Annotated in this window: 20 protein-coding genes; 15 read left to right on the top strand and 5 right to left on the bottom strand. The window is 71.2% G+C overall.

Annotated elements, in window-relative coordinates:
* The first annotated feature begins 173 nt into the window (after positions 1 to 173).
* From OG485_RS13070 to OG485_RS13055, 4 genes are all read left to right on the top strand, one after another.
* Positions 174 to 1700, top strand: coding sequence for a flavin monoamine oxidase family protein (locus tag OG485_RS13070; RefSeq protein ID WP_328674403.1), 1527 nt, complete (start codon positions 174 to 176; stop codon positions 1698 to 1700).
* Positions 1701 to 1877: 177 nt separating this feature from the next.
* Positions 1878 to 2816 carry a PAC2 family protein gene (locus OG485_RS13065; protein ID WP_328668504.1) on the top strand — a complete coding sequence of 313 codons (939 nt, stop codon included), beginning with the start codon at positions 1878 to 1880 and terminating at the stop codon, positions 2814 to 2816.
* Positions 2817 to 2891: 75 nt separating this feature from the next.
* Entirely contained in the window at positions 2892 to 3512 is a 621-nt protein-coding gene (gene coaE, locus OG485_RS13060) for a dephospho-CoA kinase (protein WP_328668503.1), read from the top strand.
* A 50-nt stretch (positions 3513 to 3562) separates the two neighbouring features.
* A complete protein-coding gene (locus tag OG485_RS13055) occupies positions 3563 to 3943 on the top strand; it encodes a tetratricopeptide repeat protein (protein ID WP_326788405.1) in 381 nt (126 codons plus the stop codon).
* 67 nt (positions 3944 to 4010) lie between these two features.
* On the opposite strand, the gene OG485_RS13050 is transcribed toward OG485_RS13055, so the two are convergent.
* Positions 4011 to 4325, bottom strand: a complete 315-nt coding sequence (locus OG485_RS13050) for a DUF6343 family protein (RefSeq protein WP_328668502.1) — start codon at positions 4323 to 4325, stop codon at positions 4011 to 4013.
* 92 nt (positions 4326 to 4417) lie between these two features.
* Here OG485_RS13050 and OG485_RS13045 point away from each other — a divergent pair, with 92 nt between their 5' ends.
* The 3 genes from OG485_RS13045 to OG485_RS13035 all read left to right on the top strand — a co-directional run bounded on the left by OG485_RS13045 (position 4418) and on the right by OG485_RS13035 (position 6759).
* Positions 4418 to 5404 (top strand): acyltransferase domain-containing protein, encoded by a 987-nt coding sequence (locus OG485_RS13045; RefSeq protein WP_328668501.1) that lies wholly within the window; start codon positions 4418 to 4420, stop codon positions 5402 to 5404.
* A gap of 118 nt (positions 5405 to 5522) precedes the next feature.
* Positions 5523 to 6200 carry a class I SAM-dependent methyltransferase gene (locus OG485_RS13040; RefSeq protein WP_328668500.1) on the top strand — a complete coding sequence of 226 codons (678 nt, stop codon included), beginning with the start codon at positions 5523 to 5525 and terminating at the stop codon, positions 6198 to 6200.
* A 109-nt stretch (positions 6201 to 6309) separates the two neighbouring features.
* On the top strand, positions 6310 to 6759 hold the full coding sequence (locus OG485_RS13035; protein WP_328668499.1) for a DoxX family protein: 450 nt from the start codon (positions 6310 to 6312) through the stop codon (positions 6757 to 6759).
* 286 nt (positions 6760 to 7045) lie between these two features.
* Here the strand turns inward: OG485_RS13035 and OG485_RS13030 are convergent, their stop codons facing one another.
* Entirely contained in the window at positions 7046 to 7606 is a 561-nt protein-coding gene (locus OG485_RS13030) for an RNA-binding S4 domain-containing protein (protein WP_328674402.1), read from the bottom strand.
* 378 nt (positions 7607 to 7984) lie between these two features.
* Between OG485_RS13030 and OG485_RS13025 the strand changes: the two genes are divergently transcribed.
* From OG485_RS13025 to OG485_RS13015, 3 genes are all read left to right on the top strand, one after another.
* On the top strand, positions 7985 to 9313 hold the full coding sequence (locus OG485_RS13025) for a M20/M25/M40 family metallo-hydrolase (RefSeq protein WP_443048911.1): 1329 nt from the start codon (positions 7985 to 7987) through the stop codon (positions 9311 to 9313).
* 19 nt (positions 9314 to 9332) lie between these two features.
* On the top strand, positions 9333 to 10865 hold the full coding sequence (locus tag OG485_RS13020; protein WP_328668497.1) for a YfcC family protein: 1533 nt from the start codon (positions 9333 to 9335) through the stop codon (positions 10863 to 10865).
* 177 nt (positions 10866 to 11042) lie between these two features.
* Positions 11043 to 11846 (top strand): uracil-DNA glycosylase, encoded by an 804-nt coding sequence (locus tag OG485_RS13015; RefSeq protein WP_328668496.1) that lies wholly within the window; start codon positions 11043 to 11045, stop codon positions 11844 to 11846.
* A gap of 14 nt (positions 11847 to 11860) precedes the next feature.
* On the opposite strand, the gene OG485_RS13010 is transcribed toward OG485_RS13015, so the two are convergent.
* The gene (locus tag OG485_RS13010; protein WP_328668495.1) at positions 11861 to 12298 is read right to left on the bottom strand and encodes a RidA family protein; all 438 of its coding nucleotides are present in this window, start codon (positions 12296 to 12298) and stop codon (positions 11861 to 11863) included.
* 243 nt (positions 12299 to 12541) lie between these two features.
* Between OG485_RS13010 and OG485_RS13005 the strand changes: the two genes are divergently transcribed.
* From OG485_RS13005 to OG485_RS12995, 3 genes are all read left to right on the top strand, one after another.
* A complete protein-coding gene (locus OG485_RS13005; RefSeq protein WP_261703435.1) occupies positions 12542 to 13279 on the top strand; it encodes a DUF7873 family protein in 738 nt (245 codons plus the stop codon).
* A 584-nt stretch (positions 13280 to 13863) separates the two neighbouring features.
* The gene (locus OG485_RS13000) at positions 13864 to 15762 is read left to right on the top strand and encodes an FUSC family protein (protein ID WP_443048689.1); all 1899 of its coding nucleotides are present in this window, start codon (positions 13864 to 13866) and stop codon (positions 15760 to 15762) included.
* Between the two features lie 232 nt (positions 15763 to 15994).
* A complete protein-coding gene (locus OG485_RS12995) occupies positions 15995 to 16168 on the top strand; it encodes a hypothetical protein (RefSeq protein ID WP_261703432.1) in 174 nt (57 codons plus the stop codon).
* A gap of 64 nt (positions 16169 to 16232) precedes the next feature.
* Here OG485_RS12995 and OG485_RS12990 read toward each other — a convergent pair whose 3' ends face one another.
* Positions 16233 to 16679, bottom strand: a complete 447-nt coding sequence (locus tag OG485_RS12990; RefSeq protein WP_328668494.1) for a hypothetical protein — start codon at positions 16677 to 16679, stop codon at positions 16233 to 16235.
* Positions 16676 to 17434 (bottom strand): ATP-binding protein, encoded by a 759-nt coding sequence (locus OG485_RS12985; RefSeq protein WP_328668493.1) that lies wholly within the window; start codon positions 17432 to 17434, stop codon positions 16676 to 16678. Before OG485_RS12985 ends, OG485_RS12990 begins: the two co-directional genes overlap by 4 nt.
* Positions 17435 to 17694: 260 nt before the next feature.
* Here OG485_RS12985 and OG485_RS12980 point away from each other — a divergent pair, with 260 nt between their 5' ends.
* Both OG485_RS12980 and OG485_RS12975 read left to right on the top strand, forming a co-directional pair.
* Complete coding sequence (locus tag OG485_RS12980) at positions 17695 to 18555, top strand: helix-turn-helix domain-containing protein (RefSeq protein ID WP_328668492.1); 861 nt, start codon at positions 17695 to 17697, stop codon at positions 18553 to 18555.
* Positions 18556 to 18834, top strand: coding sequence for a DUF397 domain-containing protein (locus tag OG485_RS12975; RefSeq protein ID WP_326788416.1), 279 nt, complete (start codon positions 18556 to 18558; stop codon positions 18832 to 18834).
* The last annotated feature ends 66 nt before the right edge of the window (positions 18835 to 18900 follow it).

Genomic DNA, 18900 nt, shown 5'->3' with positions numbered 1-18900 from the left:
GAAACGTGTCGGATACACGAGTAACTGCAGGGCTGTAACGGGCCGTTGCCAGGATCCCCGGGTCATTCAAGATCGTGAGGGGAGTCGAAGGCATGGCAGCACACGAGCGATCGACAGCGGCGAGCCGGCGGGCGTTCCTGCGCAACGTCGGTCTGACCGGCGGCGCGGGCGCGATGTTCGCCACCATGGGGGCCCTCGGCCTTGCGCCCACCGCGCGGGCCGCCCAGCGCGAACAGCCCTTCCGCGCACCGAAGCCGGGCGATTTCACGCTCTCCGGGAGGGGGGCCGCGAAGGTCGTGATCGTAGGCGGCGGCATCGCGGGTCTCGCCTCCGCGTACGAGCTCGGCAAGGCGGGCTACGACTGTACGGTCCTGGAGGCGAGAGACCGCACCGGCGGCCGCAACTTCACCGTGCGCGGCGGTGATTCGACCACCGACCTGTACGGCAACACGCAGACGGCCCGGTTCGGCGAGGGTCAGTACATGAACGCGGGTCCGGCCCGCCTCCCGCAGTGGATGGTCACCCTCGACTACTGCCGCGAACTCGGCGTCCCCGTCGAAGTGTTCACGAACACGAACGCGGACGCGTACATGTACAACGAGTCGGCCGGCATGACCAGGCCGATGCGTCACCGGACAGCGAAGGCCGATGTCTACGGCTACGTCTCCGAGCTGCTGGCCAAGGCCACCGACAGGGGCGCCCTGGACAAGGAGCTGACAGCCGCCGACCAGGAGAGGCTCGTCGAGTTCCTCAAGGACTTCGGCGAACTCGGCGACAAGCTCACCTATGAGGGAGGTCCGCGCCGCGGCTACACCACCGTCCCCGCCGCCGCCGGGACCCCGGGCGTGCTCCTGGGCGACGTCCCGAGCGCCTCCGAGGTCTTCGCCTCCGGCGTCGGCCGGTACTTCTCCTTCGAGTTCGAATTCGACCAGGCGATGCTGATGTTCCAGCCGGTGGGCGGCATGGACCAGATACCCAAGGCGCTCACCAGGGCGATCGGGGCCCACCGCATCCGTACCGGAGCGGCGGTCTCCCGGATCACCGACAAGGGAGACGGCGTCACCGTCACGTACACCCAGGGCGGGCGCACCAGGACCCTGGACGCCGACTTCTGCATCGGCGCCCTGCCGCCCAACATCCTCGCCAGGATCCCGCACAACCTCGGCTCCGGGGTCCGGAGTGCCCTGGAGGCGATCACCCCCCAGTCCGCGGGCAAGATCGGCCTCGAATACCGGTCCCGCTGGTGGGAGCTCGACCACCGGATCTACGGCGGCATCACCGAGACCGACCTGGACGTCACCCACATCTGGCATCCCTCGTACGGCTTCCACGGCCGGCGCGGAGTCATGATCGGCTACTACAACTACGGCTCCGACGCCGACTCGTACGCGAAGCTCACCCCCAAGGAGCGCGAGAAGCGCGCGGTGGCCGCCGGCGTGAAGATCTACGGCGAGAAGTACCGCACCGAACTCGACTCGTCCTTCTCCCACCACTGGCGCCAGACCCCGCACCTGGAAGGCGCCTGGCACAACACCCCCGGCGGGCCCGACGACGTCCGCTACAAGCCGCTGAACCGGCCCACCGGGCGGGTCTACTTCGCGGGCGACTGGCTCAGCTATGCCGACGCCTGGCAGCACGGCGCCTTCACGTCCGCCCGCAACGCCGTCACCGCGCTCCACGCGCGCGTGCTGTCCTCGTAACACCCGTGTGCTGTGCTGGTGGCGGTCCGCCGACGGTGCCCCACCGCCGGCTGAACGCCTTCCGGCCGCTCGGAGAGGCCGATGGACCGGCATGAGGCAGCGGCGCGGAGCACGGGACGGGAATGCCCGTGCTCCGCGCCACGTTGTGCAGTACGAACACGAGGAGGAGCGGTCACAGTGCTTGATCCGCAGGGTTTGTACGCATGGGAGCCGAAGGGCCTGGCCGTGGTCGACATGGCACTCGCCCAGGAGTCGGCCGGTCTTGTCATGCTCTACCACTTCGACGGATACATCGACGCGGGCGAAACCGGCGAGCAGATCGTCGACCGGGTGCTCGACTCGCTGCCCCACCAGGTCGTGGCCCGTTTCGACCACGACCGGCTCGTGGACTATCGCGCCCGCCGTCCGCTGCTGACGTTCAAGCGCGACCGCTGGGCCGAGTACGAGGAGCCGACCCTCGAGGTACGGCTTGTGCAGGACGCCACCGGCGCGCCCTTCCTGCTGCTGTCGGGCCCCGAGCCGGACACCGAGTGGGAGCGCTTCGCCGCCGCCGTCCAGCAGATCGTGGAGCGGCTCGGGGTCCGCCTCTGCGTGAACTTCCACGGCATCCCCATGGGCGTCCCGCACACCCGCCCGGTGGGCCTCACCCCGCACGGCAACCGCACCGATCTGGTGCCCGGCCACCGCAGCCCCTTCGACGAGGCACAGGTCCCCGGAAGCGCCGAGTCGCTGATCGAGTACCGCCTCATGGAGGCCGGTCACGACGTTCTCGGTGTCGCCGCGCATGTGCCCCACTACATCGCGCGCTCCCCGTACCCGGACGCGGCGCTGACCGTCCTGGAGTCCATCACGGCCGCGACAGGCCTGGTGCTCCCCGGGATAGCGCACGGCCTGCGGACCGAGGCGCACCGCACCCAGACGGAGATCGACCGCCAGATCCAGGAGGGCGACGAGGAACTCGTCGCGCTCGTCCAGGGCCTTGAGCACCAGTACGACGCCGCCGCGGGCGCCGAGACCCGCGGCAACATGCTCGCGGAACCGGTGGACATCCCCTCGGCGGACGAGATCGGCCAGGAGTTCGAGCGCTTCCTGGCGGAACGCGAAGGAGACGCCTGACCCCCTCTCGGGCTCCCGGGACTTCCCGGCTCCCGGGCGGAGGGCCTGTCAGTGACAGGGCCTAAGCTGCGAGGCATGCTGAAGGTGGGCCTGACCGGTGGTATCGGCGCCGGCAAGAGCGAAGTGTCACGGCTGCTCGTCGCGCACGGCGCGGTGCTGATCGACGCGGACAGGATCGCGCGGGAGGTCGTCGCGCCCGGAACTCCCGGGCTGGCGGCGGTCGTCGACGCCTTCGGCGAGGAGGTCCTCGCCGCGGACGGCGGCCTGGACCGGCCGAAGCTCGGCTCGATCGTCTTCGCCGACCCGCAGAAGCTCGCCGTCCTGAACTCGGTCGTGCACCCCTTGGTCGGCGCCCGCTCGCGGGCCCTGGAGGACGCCGCGCCCGAGGACGCCGTCGTCGTCCACGACGTACCCCTGCTCGCGGAGAACGGCCTGGCCGCGCTGTACGACCTCGTGATCGTCGTCGACGCCCGTCCCGGGACCCAGCTCGAGCGTCTCGTCCGCCTGCGCGGCATGACGGAGGAGGACGCCCGTGCGCGGATGGCCGCACAGGCCTCCCGCGACAAGCGTCTGGCGATCGCGGACATCGTCATCGACAACGACGTGCCCCTGGAGGCACTGGAGCGGCGCGTACGGGACGTATGGGGCGATCTCGTACGCAGAGCACGCCACCCCCAGGAGCAGCGCCCGGAATAGCGCCCCTCCGGAGGGGCGTTGAACCCTTGCAGCGAGGGAAGGACTCTGCCGTGCCCGAGACCAGCGGATCGATCGGACGAACTCCCGAGACGCATGTCATCGACTTCCGCGCCGCCGAGCAACTGCTCGCCGCGCGTGATCCGCGGGGTGCGGTGAAGCTGCTCGACCCTGTCATCGCCGCACACCCGGAGAACACCGCGGCCCGGCTGCTGCGCGCGCGTGCCTTCTTCGCCGCCGCGCAACTGCGGCCCGCCGAGCTGGAGTTCACGATCGTCCTGGAGCGCGAGCCCGACAACGCGTTCGCGCACTTCGCGCTCGCCCGGACCTACGAGCGCCAGCGGCGCCCCGAGCAGGCGAAGCGGCACTTCAGACTGGCGGCCGCGCTCGACCCGCAGCCGCAGTATCTGCGGGCGGCGCGGTTCGACGTGTAGCGCGTCCGCGCGAAGCGGCCCGGCCGCCCCGCCGTTTCACGCGCATCGGCACGGCCGCCGGGAGGTTTCAGGGGTGCGACGGCCTCGACGGCCGGCGGCGCTCCGGCGGCGGCCGGTACGCGCGCCGGTCGTCCACGGGCTCGTACGGCGGGACGTCACGGCCCGGCTGGTAGTGCGGGCCCTGCCTGATGTGCCGAAGGATCATGGTCATGTCGACCGTGACGATCACCCACAGCGCGGCACACGCGGCCGCCCACCCCGGCCGCCCCACCAGGATGAACGCGACCGTCCCGAAGACGGCCCAGATCAGGCCCCAGACGCTCAGCCAGAAGCGCATCCGCAGAGCACTGCGCGCTGTCACCGGTTCACTGCCCGTACGCATCAGGATCACCACTCCTATGAGGAAACGTACTCTTCGTGGTGCACGTTCACCAAGGGAGAGCCGTCGGGCGACGGCCGCCGGGGGAGGCGACGGTGCTGCTGAGGACGCTGCGGGCGGACGCGAGGACCGCCGAGTGGCTGAGAGACCTGGAGAGCGAGAGTTCCGGCCTTCGGGAAGCGGCGCTCCCGGACGCCGACGCGTTGCCGGACATCCTGCTCGACCTGTCCGTGCCCCATGAACACATCAACGAACTCGTCGCACTGCGGGCCCGGTTCGCCGCCGATCCGGAGGCCATGATCCTCCTGGCGCGCTGCGTCACCCGCTTCGTGCGGGACATGGGGGACATAGGGAAGGGCTGGGAGCCACCCGCCTTCCCCGCGACGACGGGACTTCTCGGGCGCTGCTTCCATCTGTACGTCTTCATAGCGGCGCTTCCGTACGTCCGCGCCCATCACCGGGAGCGCGGGGTGCCCGAGGACGTCTCGCGGCGCACACTCGCCGACCTCGGCCGTCATGTGTCCGTGCACCACAGACGGTCCGGCGGCCCCGGACTGCTGTTCCCCTGGTGGATCGCCCTGCACTTCCACGGCGAGCTGTTCCAGCTGGGCCGGCTCCAGTTCCAGCGGGTCCTGCTGGGGCGGCGCACGGCCGGTGCCGCCGCGGCGGCGGGGCTGGCCCTGGACCCCGGCGCCCCCTGTCTGAACCTGCACATCACCGACTTCCGAGGCCCGCTCTCCCCGGCCGCGTGCGACCGTTCGCTCGACCTGGCGCGGGAGTTCTTCGCCCGCCACTACCCCGAGGAGCGCCACGGGACAGCCGTCTGCGACTCCTGGCTGCTCGACCCGCAGCTCAAGCGATATCTGCCGGCCGACTCCAACATCATTCGCTTCCAGGACCGCTTCCACCTGGTGCACGAGGAGAGGACCCCGGACGACACGATGCCCGTCGGCTTCGTCTTCGGTGATCCGGAGCTCCCGCTCGACGAACTGCCGCGGCGCAACCGTGTGGAGCGCGCGGTGGTCGACCATCTGCGCGCGGGCGGGCATTGGTACGGAGGACGGGGCTGGTTCGCGCTGTAGTCCGTCCCGTCGGGCCCCTGACTCGGACGGATGTCCCTCGAACATGTCACCCGAACGAGTGACCGGAGAGGGGAACGGGCTTGCGGAAGCCGTCCGTTGGACGGGTATGAGGATCGAAATGCGTCAGGGATACGAGGGCACGGGACCGGGTGCCATCACACCGGACGGCTGCGCGGTCGAGCTCTACACCCGTCTGCCCGTCGGAACCGAACCGGACATCATCACCGCGGCCGTGCCCGCCGCCTCGCACATCCTGGAACTGGGCAGCGGGGTCGGCCGGATGACCCACCCGCTCCTGGAACTCGGTTTCGCGGTCACGGCGGTGGACGAGTCCGCCGAGATGCTGGAGCACGTCCGAGGGGCGCGCCGCATACGCAGCAGCATCGAGGACCTCGACCTCGGCGAGACGTTCGACGTCGTGCTGCTGGCGTCGTTCCTCGTGCACGCCGGGGACGTCCGGGTGCGACGGGCGCTCCTGGACACCTGCGCTCGCCATGTCGCGGACGACGGCTGCGTACTGATCCAGCGCGAGGGCGAGAACTACCACACCGATGTGCCGCGCGAGCGCGCCGACCCGTCCGGATTCGTCGTGCGCATCCTGTCCACCGAGCCCGTGGGGGACGGGGTCGACTCGGTGCGCGCGGAGTACACGTTCCCGGACGCCACCTGGACGCAGACGTTTCTGTCCCGCCCTTTGACGAAGGAGGCATTCGAGGAGGCGCTGGCGGAGGCGGGGCTCAAGGTCGACCGGTATCTGACGGACGACGGGATATGGGTGAGGGCCGTGAAGGGGTGAGCGGCGGCCGCCGCGCGCGACAAATCCCGTTCAGCGCCGATGAGTTCCCGGCAGCCCCCAGGTCTACCTCTGTGAAAGCAGCTACCGCTTCCCACAGGAGGAGACCACCGTGTCCGAGACGACCATCCCCCTCACCGCCACCCGCGCCGCCCTCAGGCCCCGCTCCCGTGCCGCCCGGATCTCCCTGACCGCCCTCCAGGTCGTCCTCGGCCTCTTCTACGCGTTCGCGAGCGCCCTTCCCAAGCTGATCGCCCACCCTTCGGCGACGGAGTCGTTCGACAAGCTGGGCTGGGGCCACACCGGCATGTACATCATCGGCGCGCTCGAACTCGCCGGAGGCATGGCCCTGTTGATCCCACTGCTGGACTCGGTGGCCGCGCTGGCACTGAGCGCTCTGATGGTCGGTGCGTTCATCGTCAACGTCACCGTCGTCCACGGCCCGTACGTGGCGACCCCGCTGATCCTGATGCTGCCGCTCGGCCTGATCGCCTGGGCCAGGCGCGACCACACGACCGAACTGCTCCGCCTGGTACGCCGGCGGGCCGGACGTCGGGCGTGACGGCACAGCAAGGACGCAGGGCTCCTCCGGGACGGGGAGCCCCTCGATGCCGTACGTCCGTACGCCCGCCGGGGAAACGGCCTGTACACCGGTGCGCCGACCGGTGAGTGGCCCGTGTGCCGGTGAGCCGGCCGGTGCCTCGGTGCGGCCGCGTTCCGGACGGCCGGGAAGCCGAGACGGGTGCCGGTGCGGCTCGTCGAACCAGGGCTCGTCGAACCGGAGCGGCTCGACGAACCGGAGGCGGGGGGCGAGGACCGGGAGGGGAAGTTACGGGCGCGAGGAGGGCTCAGTGGCGGGAGGCGCCTCCGGACCCGGTCGTGCCCGGGGACCTGGTGGAGCCGGTCGGTCCCGTGGAGGGGCCCGAGGTTCGGACGGGGCCGGACGAACCCGTCTGCATTCCCCGCAGGCGTTCCATGTCGCGGCGGTCCCGCTTGGTCGGGCGTCCCGCGCCCCGGTCCCGGACACCCGCCGGAGCCACCGCCTCGCGCGGCGGAGGCGGTGGGCTGTTGTCGGCATAGCATTCGGCGGCGACGGGTGCGCCGACCCGCTTGCGGATCACGCGCTTCACGACGACGACCCGTTCGCGGCCCTCGTGCCACACGCGTACCTCGTCGCCGACGCGGACCGAGTACGCGGGCTTGACACGTTCCCCGTTGACCCGAACATGACCGCCCTTGCAGGCCGTGGCACCGATCGAGCGGGTCTTGACGAGACGGACGGACCAGATCCAGGCGTCGACCCGCACACTCTCGCCGCCGGCGGGCCCAGCGGCGACGGCGGCCCTGACGGCCGCAGCGGTCGCGGAGGCCGCCGTGGCAGTGGGATCGGGGTCGGTCCCGGACTCGATCCCGGAGGCGCCACCGGACTCGACCCCAGAAGCGGCCCTTGGGCCGGTCCCGGAGGCCGCCGTGGCAGAAGCCCTGGAGCCGGTCCGGCCAGTCCCGGACCCGGTCCCGGAGTCGGCCCTTGAGCCGGCCGTGGCGGTCTTCCCGGCATTCGCGCCGCGCCCGCCTTCGGTCCCCGCGCCCTTCATCTCCCCGTCAGCACCCTGAGAAGCCATGACCCGACTCTAATGCCCCCGGCCCGGGACACCGCATGCCTTTTCCGTCGCACGGACCACACCGGATGCGTCGTTCCCGGGGCGGGCGGAGGCTGTCGGTGAAGCCGTCCGGGGAACAGGAAGAGGGGACCGAGGGTGCAGACAGCAGCGAAGGTCGACGCGCTGATGGACGGCCTCCGCGCCGATCTGGAACGCCTCGCGGCCATCCCCTCCGTGGCGTTCCCCGGCTTCCCGGCCGGGCCGGTGCGGGAAGCCCACGATCTCCTCGTGGGCATGCTGCGGGACGCCGGAGTGGAGCGTGTCGAGAGCATCGATCTTCCCGGCACCGCCCCCGTGATCTTCGGGGAGATCCCGCCGCCGGACCCGGCCGCGCCGACCGTCCTGCTCTACTCGCACTACGACGTGCAGCCGCCCGGGGACGAGAAGCTGTGGCTGTCGCCGCCCTTCGAGCCGACCCCCGTCGAGGGCGGTCTCCGGGCCCGCGGGATCGCCGACGACAAGTCCAACGTGATCGCTCACCTGGGGATGCTCCGGGCGTACGAGGGGCGGCCGCCGGTCGGGGTGAAGATCGTCTTCGAGGGGCAGGAGGAGTACGGCAGCCCCTTCGACGACTATCCGCCCAGCGATCCCGAGCGGTTCGCGTGCGACGCGATGGTCATCGCCGACCTGGGCAATCTCCGCCCCGGCAGCCCCACCCTGACCACCGCACTGCGCGGTGCGGCCGAGGTCGTGGTCGAGGTGCGCACCCTCGAGGAGCCCCGGCACAGCGGGGAGTTCGGCGGTGCCGCGCCGGACGCCCTGCTCGTGCTGCTGACCGCCCTGTCCACGCTGCACGATGTGCAGGGCGATGTGGCCGTCGCGGGGCTGCGGCGTGAGGAGTGGAGCGGAACGACGTACACCGAGGACGAATTCCGTGAACTCGCCGGTGTCTGCGACGGGGTCCCGCTCGTCGGCAGCGGAAGTCTCGGCGAGCGGCTGTGGAGCGGGCCCGCGATCACGGTGATCGGCCTGGACGCGCCGAGTGTCGAACACGCGGCCTCCGCCGTCGTCCCGTACGCGCGTGCCAAGCTCAATCTCCGCTTCCACCCGCGCCAGGACGCGAAGGAGGCGCGGGCCAAGCTGGTCGACCACCTGCGCTCGCTGCGGCCCTTCGGCGTCCCTCTCACCGTCACACCGGGCGACACGGGCCCCGGCTACAAGGCCTCGACCGGCGGCCCCGCTTATCGCGCCGCGCTGACCGCGCTGCGCGAGGCCTGGGGCGAGGAGGCGGCGTACATCGCGACCGGTGGTTCGATTCCGCTGGTCAACGGGCTCGCACGAGCCGCACCCGACGCAGAGGTGCTGCTCTTCGGGGCGCAGGACAGCATGTGCAACCTGCACGCACCCAACGAGCGCGTCCTCTTCTCGGAGCTGCGCAACACCGTGGTGGCGATGTGTGCCTTCGTAAGGGAGTACGCGGCAGACTTCCGCGAGGGAGCGGGGGAGAGCGCGTGAGCCGGGACGGGACGGTCCGGTGACCACCCCGACCGGCACCGAGCCGGCCGGCACAGAAGAGCCGCCGCACCAGCGCAGGTTCACGTTTCCGAGTGCGCTGACCGTCCTCGCGATCGTCACGATCGCCGTGTGGGCACTGGCGTTCCTGATCCCGGCAGGACAGTACGACCGCACGCCCGAGGGCAGGCCGATCCAGGGCACGTATCACCGCGTCGACTCGGGGCAGAGTTTCGTCGACCGCCTCAACGACCTCTTCCTCTCGCCCGTCAACGGCCTCTACGGAATCCTGGACGAGAAGACCGCGCAGGTCGGGCCGGAGTTCGCCGGTGAACTGTACGGCAGCGCGGGTGTGTTCCTCTTCGTCCTCGCCATCGGGGCGTTCATCACGGTGGTGTTCGCGACGGGCGCCCTCGACCGGGGAATCGGCCTCCTCGCCCACCGGCTGCGCACACGCGGCGCGTTGCTCATCGCGGGCATCATGCTGGTGTTCTCGGTGCTCGGCACGGTGGAGGGCTTCGCCGAGGAGACCCTGGGGTTCTACGGGCTGATCGTGCCGTTGATGCTGGCGCTCGGCTACGACCGGATGGTGGCGGTCGGCACGATCATCCTCGGCGCGGGCATCGGGGTGCTGTGCTCGACGGTGAACCCGTTCGCGACGGGCGTCGCCTCGTCCGCCGCCGGCATCTCGCTCGGCGACGGCATCGTGCTGCGGTTCGTGATGTGGGTCGTGCTGACGGCGGTCACGATCGGGTACGTCATCCGGTACGCGCGCCGGGTGCAGCGGAGCCCCGACCGCTCGATCACCGGGTTCCTGCCGGGGGACCGCGAGCACGCCCAGGACGCGGCCGGCGAGGTTCCCGAGCTGACCGGTCTGCACAAGGCGGTCCTCGTCACCACGGCGCTGGTCTTCGCCTTCATGATCTTCTCCGTCGTGCCGTGGTCCAGCGCGCTCACCGGCGAGGCGGACGCGCGACCGTACGGGTTCGAGCTCGGCTGGTCCTTCCCGGAGCTGGCGGCGCTGTTCCTGTGCGCGGCGGTGCTGGTCGGGGTGGTGGCGCGGATGGGCGAGCAGAAGCTGAGCGCGACGATCGTCCAGGGCGCCGCGGACTTCATCTCGCCCGCGCTGGTGATCGTGCTGGCCCGCGGGGTCACCGTGATCATGAACAACTCGAAGATCACCGACACGGTTCTGCACTCCATCGAGGGCATCGTGGAGGGCACCTCCTCCAGTCTCTTCGCGATCATCGTCTTCATCGTGAACCTGCCGCTGGCCTTCCTCATCCCCTCCACCTCCGGCCACGCGACCCTCGCCATGCCGATCCTCGCCCCGCTCGCCGACTTCGCGGGCGTCTCCCGGGCCGTCGTCGTGACCGCGTGGCAGGCCGCCAGCGGCTGGATGAACCTCTGGGTCCCCACCACCGCGGTCACCATCGGAGGCGTCGCCCTCGCCAAGGTCGGCTACGACAAGTACCTGCGCTTCATCTGGCCCCTCCTCGCCCTCCTCTTCCTGCTGATCTGCGGGTTCCTGGCGCTGGGAGCGGAGATGACTTAGCCGCCGGTGGGAGTGGGGGCCGGGAACGGAGCGGGGGAGCGCCGAGCAGGGGGATCGGGCGCGGGCGGCCGGCCGGTCGTACGGCGGTCGTACGGTGGTCGTCTTTGGCGGTGCAGGGCGGTCGAACGGCGGTGCAGGGCGTGCAGGGCGGTCGTGCGGCGGTCGTACCGTGGTGATGTGAACAGCGGCGCTCCGGCGGAAGGTGCGGCCCGCTCCGCCGATCTCACCGTGCTCGACGGGCGGATCGCCGGCTGCCGGGCCTGTCCGCGGCTTGTCGCTTGGCGCGAAGAGGTGGCCGCCACCAAGCGCGCCGCCTTCGCCGGACAGACGTACTGGGGGCGTCCGGTGCCCGGGTTCGGGCCGCCCGACGCGTCCCTCCTCGTCGTCGGGCTCGCCCCCGCGGCGCACGGTGGCAACCGGACCGGGCGGATGTTCACCGGGGACCGGTCGGGTGACGTGCTGTACGCGGCGCTGCACGACATCGGGCTCGCCTCGCAGGGCACCTCGGTGAGCGCCGACGACGGACTGGAGCTGCACGGGGTGCGTGTCACCTCTCCGGTGCACTGCGCGCCGCCGGCCAACAGGCCGACGACCGAGGAGCGGGACACCTGCCGGCCCTGGCTCGTCAGGGAGCTGGGGCTGTTGCGGCCCACGCTGCGCACGGTGGTCGTCCTCGGAGCCTTCGGCTGGCAGGCCGCCCTGCCGGCCCTCGCGGAGGCGGGCTGGACGGTGCCCCGGCCACGTCCGGCGTTCGCGCACGGGGCGCGGGTGACGCTCGTACGGCGGCCGGAACCGGACGGCATGGGTATCGGCACCGGTATCGATGCCGGTATCGATGCCGCCCCCGCCTCCGTCGAGCTGTTCGGGTGCTTCCACGTCAGCCAGCGGAACACCTTCACCGGGCGCCTCACGCCGGCGATGCTGAGGGAGGTCCTGACCACGGCGGCGGAGTCCGCGGGGCTGACGACGCGCTCCCCGTGAGCGTTCCGCGGGTGTCAGGCGAGGTCGGGCCCACTGCCGGCCGTCGGTTCGGCCTCGGGGACGACGGCGGTCGCCGTGATCTCCACGAGCTGTCCGGTGTACCCGAGACAGGCCACGCCGAGCAGGGTCGAGGAGTGCGGGCCGATGCTCAGCCCCGAGGCCTCGACGACATTCCAGACCGCGGACAGCACCGCGGGCTCACCGCTGACGACGTACACGTCGGTCGACACGACATGGGCCATGTCGCTCCCCACCGCGCGCAGCTGCTCGTCGAGGTTGGCCAGTACCTGCTCGGCCTGGCGTACGGGATCGCCGACGCCGACCAGCTTCCCGTCGGCGTCGAGCGGCACGGACCCGGCGAGGAAGGCGAGCTTCGTCCCCGCCTCGACGACGGACGCGTGCGCGTAGACGGGCGGCGCGAAGAGGCTGGGAACGGTGACGCGCTGGACCATGGGGGCTCCTGTGGGTGGGGTCCGCCGACGGGTGGCGGACAACCTGCCGATGATGCGGGTCCGGCACGGGCCCGCGCACCTCTATTACCGTCGACGGCGCGCCGGCCGCGGAGGACGGACGCGCGGCCGACCGACGCGCGGCGGACGGGCGTGGGGCGAACCGACACGGGGGCGGAGGCGCTGGCCCCTCCCGGGCGAATAATCCTTCGAGTGATCCCCGTCGTCGCTGCTACGGTCACCGACGTGGCGAAACTCAATCAGATCATCGCAGTGGAGAAGGGCATCAAGTCCAAGTCCCATCAGGACCTGACGGCTGCTCATCATGGCCTGCAGAAGCCCGCGCTGCTCGCGGGCATCTCGCGGACGTACCAGCCGAAGGACGAGGAGGGCGAGCAGCTGCCGCCCGAGTCGACCCGGGTCCAGGTGCAGGCCGAGGACGTGCTGCGGGCCACCGCGGCGACCCTGACGCGGCTGTTCGACGTGACCGCCACCAAGGACTGGGCCAACTGCGCGGCGAGGGCCGATGTGGTGGTGGACGGGCGCGTACTCGTCGCCGAGGTGCCGGTGTCCTATCTGCTCTTCCTCGAGAAGCAGCTCACCGATCTCAACACCTTCGTAAGGAAGTTGCCCGTCCTCGACGCCTCCGAGTCCTGGGTGAGGGATCCCTCCACGGACGCCTGGAAGACCGAGCCGGTGCGGACCCTTCGTACGAAGAAGGTCCCGCGGAACCACGTCAAGGCCGAGGCCACCGAGAAGCACCCGGCCCAGGTCGAGGTGTACTACGAGGACATCCCCGTCGGGTACTGGACGACCGTCAAGTTCTCCGGTGCCCTGCCCGCGCGGCGCGTGAACGAACTCCTCGACCGTGTCGAGAAGTTGCAGCAGGCGGTCAAGTTCGCCCGCGAGGAGGCCAACGGCGCGGATGTCGTCGACCAGCGCGTCGGCGACGCTGTCTTCGGCTACCTGTTCGCACAGGGGTAGCCTTTTGAACTCCCCGGCCACAACGCACCGCGGCCGGGGTGCGCGAGGAGCGCAAGCTGAACCTGAGGCTTGTCGTGAATGCACGGTTCCAGTGGAGGTTCGAGTCCTCCCCGCGGCACCAAGCGGCACTCCGGATCCACGGAGTGTCCACGCGCCGCGGTAGCCCAACTCGGCAGAGGCAGACCGTGATCAATCTCAGACTATTGCTCCAGACTCAGCATTCGCCGCCGATCGCCGGATCGACCGGGCCCAGGCCCCAGTACGCCGAGATGCTGGTTCAAGTCCAGTCCGCGCAGCTCGATGCGTGGTGGTCCAAAGGCAGGACGCGGCGACATAACGACTGACCTGGGTTCTCAAGCGTGCCGGCGTGCGACATGGCGGCATCTCAGGGTCCGGGGGCCGGCTACGCCCTCGGACCCGCTCCTCCTCCCTTCCGAAACTCATCACGTCCGTCCCCCCGGTGAAATGTCACGTCGCGGAAATCCGCGCGTTCGCTGTCCGGGGACGGCACGCACTACCCTGGCAACGACACGAGCCCGGCCGACGTCGCCCGAAGGCACCCGCCCTCGCCCGACAGGAGCCCCGTGCGCATCACCCCCCTCGCTGTACCGCCCTGGCTCGCCCATGCCCTGCGCGCCCAGCGCGGACCGGTCCCCTGGAACGCGGTCGTGCGGGGTGCGCTGGCCTCCGGGCCGTTGCTGCTCGCGGCCGTCCTGAGCGGGCGTACCTCACTCGGAGTGATCGCCGCCCTCGGCGCCATGCTGACGGGGATCAACGACCGGCCGGGCAGCAGGCGGGTCGCCGTCGAACGGCTCGGGGTGCCCGCCCTCGCCGGGGCCACCGGTCTGCTCATCGGGTCGTACACCGGACAGCACACCGGCGCCGTGACGCTCACCCTCGTCCTCACCGGGCTCGGACTGCTCGCCGGAGCCGTCAGCGCGGTCGGCCCCGTCGCCTCCGGGGCAGCGACCCAGCTGCTGGTCGGCTCGGCGATCGGGGCCGGGATGCCGTTGCCCGAGCCGGGGTGGGTGCGTGCGCTGCTCTTCCTCGGCGGGGCCGGCTGGCTGCTCGCGCTGCGGCTGGCGCTGCCGACGACCGCGGTGAACACCGGCGACTACCGCTTCGACGGGGAGCGGGACGCGGTCGGCGGTGTGTACGACGCCATCGCCCGGCTGCTGCTCGCCGTGGGCGGACCCGACGCGACCCGGCGGCGCGTCGCGCTGACCGCGGCCCTCGACCACGCGCAGGACGCGCTCGACGGGCCCCGGCTGCGGCGGTACGCCAGTTCCGCGGCCGAGCGGCGGCTGCACGCGCAGTACGCCGCCTCCCTGCCGCTCGCCGAGGCAGCGACCGCGCTCGCCTGGGCGGGCGAGGCCGTGCCCGCACGGGCCGCGGAGGGCCCACGGCGGCTCGCCGTCGCGGTCCGCACCGGCGCCCCCACCGGGCCGCTCCCGGCGCCCGCCGTCCCCGGCGCCAGGTCCGGCCCGCCCGGGGGCACATCCGTCGTGCCCGCGCTGCGTGCCCTCCACGACGCCCTGCTGCATGCAGCCGAGACCTTCGACCGGGGCGTCGGGAACGCCCTGCACAACAGGCGGCGTACCGCTGCCTCCCTCGTCCGCACCGCGATCGGTGCCGCGGGCCGCGAGTACGGCCTCCGGGTCGCCCTCTGCTTCGGCGCGAGCGTCGCCGTGGCACAGGCCCTGCACCACGCACGCTGGTACGGCAACCATCCGCACTGGTACTGGCTCCCCGCGACCGCCGTCTTCCTCGTCAAGCCCGATCTGGGACCGCTCGCCTCCCGCGTGCTGTGCCGTGCGGCCGGCACCGTCCTCGGCGCGGTCGTCTTCGCGGGGCTCGCTCTTCTGCTGCCGCGGCCGGAGGGGTTCGTCGCGCTGGTCGCGGTCAGCGGCGCCCTCATCCCCGTCGCCACCCGGCACTTCGCCGCGCAGACCGCCGTCGTCACGGTCCTCGTCCTCGCCCTGGTGATGGTCGGCGGTGAGCCGCAGGCTTCCTGGAACCGGATCGCGGAGACCCTGCTGGCCTGCGCGATCGTGCTGCTCGTCGGACATCTGCCGACACTCGGGCAGCGTGGCGGGACCGTGCGGGCGAGGCTCACCCGGGCCGGCGAGGCGGCGGACGTCTATCTCGCCCATGTGCTGAGCGACGGTACGGCCCGCGACCGTACAGGCCGCTGGGTGCTGCGCCGTGAGGCCTATCGCGCGCTCGCCGAGGCCCGTGCCGCGATCGATCTCGCCGCGGCCGAACTCCCCGCCCTGGCACGGCACTCCGAGGGCACCGACGCGGTCGCGGCCACCCTGGAACGGCTCGTCGACACGACCACGGCATGCGCCGTGCAGCTCGACGACACCGGCCGGCTCACGCCCCGGCACACCGAGCGGATCGCCGAACTCCTCGGCGAACTGGCCGAGCGGCGCGAGCGCGCGGGACTGCGGACCGCACCCACGCGGCCCGTCGCGGTGTGACGCCCGGGGCGCGGGTGCCGTACGGCCTCGGGGACGGGACACCCGGGGGCGACTGACCGAGGAGTCGGCCGGCGGAGTGGCCGGCTCACGCGACGAGAAAGAGGACCCGCGGGGTCCGTCGCGGCTGTGCTGCTGCCTGGTGTGGACTTCGTCTCAGTACCGTCACTGCCAGAGCCGTTCACCCCATGGCAGGCGTTTAACTCTCCACAGCGTCGTGACATGGAGGTAGACGGTGAACGGGCGAATGGTGCTGGAGCGCTTTCCCGCAGGAGGACCACGCGGGTCGTGGCCCGCGGAGGAGTTCGCGCAGGCGCGCCGCCAGGAGGGCCAGGCGGCGGAGGTCGTCATGGATCTCGCCTCCGACGCGTTCCTGGTCGTCGTGGGCGGTGCCGACGGCGTCGAGTGAGGGGCGGGACCGGTCGCCCCCGGAGACGGGACTCCTTGCCTCCGCGACCGCCGGCACCGAAGTCTCACGCGCTGATCGGGCGTGACCAGGCGGGTGTCGTGCCCGTGACCTGGCACACCGCCAGATACAAGGGGATCGGCGGGGTATACGGAAGCGTGCCATCCGGTTTGTGGATGAGCCCGGGAATCCGAGGTGCGTCCGGCACGACCGCCCCCGTGACGTAGTGGGCGGGCGTCGGCCACTCCAGGGCGACATCGGAGTCGGAGGGAACGATCCACCACCAGTGAGCCCCGTCGGCGTAGACGCAGCCCACGCGAGGCAGCCGCGACAGCAGCAACGGGCCGAAGCGGGCGGGCACCGACACCGCGTCGCAGCCCAGCGGCACGTTCATGTCCTCGGGAACGGGGAGCCGCCTCGGCGGCCCGGACTGTCGCCGTCCGCGGCTCACGCGGACCAGCGTGTCCAGGCTCAGGACCCGCGCCGCAGGCCCCGCCGCAGACGTACGGCTCACAGGCTCTCCCGATCCCGATCCCGATCCCGATCCCGATCCTGTTCCCGGTTGTGCTCCCGACCCGGGTCCCCAGCCTGACGGGGATCGCCGGTCCGACGTGGATCCCCGTCCCCACAGGGATCCACGTCCCGCCGCCGATCCCCGTCGCCGTTCCCGTTCCGGACGGAGGGAGGCTGGGGGTTCCCCACGGTTCCCGCCCCCCAGGATCCCTCCGCCCCGGTGCCCCGGCCGTCGTTCGGGGGCTTCTTCGCGCTCCAGCCGAGGTCCGCCCGCGGGCCGCTGCCCGCTTCGGGCGAGCCCGGATCGGGCACCCCCGGTTCGCGCCGGGTGTTTTCGGCCCGGTCTGCCGAGCGCGGGATCTCCGCCCACACCAGCAGACCGGGCCCGGTGTCCTGGGCCCCCCAGGCCCTGGACACTGCCGCGACGAGAAGCAATCCCCTCCCGTGCTCCTCGTCGGGCCGCTGCGGGGAGGGATGCGGCTCGCCAGGAGCGCACCCCTCGTCCCACACGGCTATGCGCACCACGTCGTCGGCGTCGTGCAGTTCGCAGATCACGCGTTGTCCGGCGGCATGGACGATCGCGTTGGTGACCAGTTCCGAGACCACGAGGGCCGCCGTGTCACAGGTGTCCTCACACACCGCCCAGCGCGCCAGGCGGGACCGGGCCAGGCGTCTCGCCTGTGCCACGGAGCCCGGGTGTGCGGCCAACTCGAAGCGGAACCGGCGCTCGGCGGCCGCACGGGGGCGCTGCCCCATGGCGGCACGGAGACCGGACCGGTCTTCGGCGGCGTCTGTTCCTAACGGCGCGGACGGAATCACGCTTGCCACTATCGCGTCGCCGCGAACACTTGGCAAGACTCACTCTGAAAAATGCAGAGTGCCGTGTGACGCTGTGGGGGCGCGTGGCACACTGCTGGCAACAGCTAGCGAAGCGGCGCCAGTTGGGATCGTCGAGGCGGACGAGGAAGAACCCGGACGGCGCCGAACGGGCTGCCCGGACTCAGTGGAGGTGGGACGTGAGCGAACCGCGGTCCGCGCCGACGGTCGGCCAGGTCGTTCTCGGACGGCGACTGCTGGACCTGCGGGAACGCGCAGGTCTCAAGCGCGAGGAGGCCGCGCGGATCCTGCGTGTCGCCCCCGCGACGGTCCGCCGGATGGAGATGGCCGAGGTCTCCCTCAAAATCCCGTACCTCCAGCTCCTGCTGAAGTCGTACGGCGTCGGCGACCAGGAGGCCGAAGCCTTCGTCCAGCTCGCGGAGGACGCCAACAAGCCCGGCTGGTGGCAGCGGTTCCACGACATCCTGCCCGACTGGTTCTCCATGCACGTCAGCCTGGAAGGCGCCGCCTCATTGCTGCGCTCCTACGAACCGCACTTCGTTCCGGGCCTGTTGCAGACCGAGGACTACGCGCGCGGCGTCCTGAAGGCGGGAGCCATCGGGCAGACCAGGCCCGAGGACATCGAGCGCCATGTCGCGCTGCGCATGCAGCGCCAGAATCTGCTCACACGCGAGGACGCGCCCCGGATCTGGGTGGTGATGGACGAGACGGTGCTGCGCCGCACCATCGGCGGCCCCGAGGTGATGCGCTCCCAGATCGACAAGTTGCTTCAGGCCACGAAGCTGCCCCATGTGACGTTGCAGGTGATCCCGTTCTCCTCGGGTCCGCATCCCGGCACGTACGGGCCCTTCGTGCTGTTCCGATTTGCCATGCCGGAACTCCCGGACATGGTCTACAGCGAGTACCTGACCGGCGCTGTCTACCTGGACGCGCGTTCCGAGGTGGCGACCCACCTGGAGGTCATGGACCGCATGGCGGCCCAAGCCGCTACGGCACATCGCACGAAGGAGATCCTCCGGGATCTCCGCAAGGAGCTGTGAATGGAACGCGTCACGCCGGAACGCATCAACCCGCGAATAGGCAACGTGCGCATCTACAACGGAATGCCCGCCCGTGAACTGGGCAGCGAGGGCTGGCACAAACCGTGGAGCGGAGGCAACGGCGGCAACTGCCTGGAGGCGATGAAACTCGCCGACGGCCGTATCGCCGTACGCCAGTCGGCGGACCCGGACGGTCCCGCCCTGATCTACACGCCCGGCGAGATGACCGCTTTCATCGAGGGTGCGAAAGCGGGAGAGGCGGACTTCCTTCTCTCCTGAACGACTTGCTTTCTCCTTTTCCACGACTTCCCTGAATTTGGTTCTGAGTTGATCACTTACCACGGC

This window comes from Streptomyces sp. NBC_00328, from assembly GCF_036139655.1.
GTDB lineage: Bacteria > Actinomycetota > Actinomycetes > Streptomycetales > Streptomycetaceae > Streptomyces.
The sequence above is the reverse complement of the archived record's forward strand: the minus strand, read 5'-3'. Positions and strand labels throughout refer to the sequence as shown.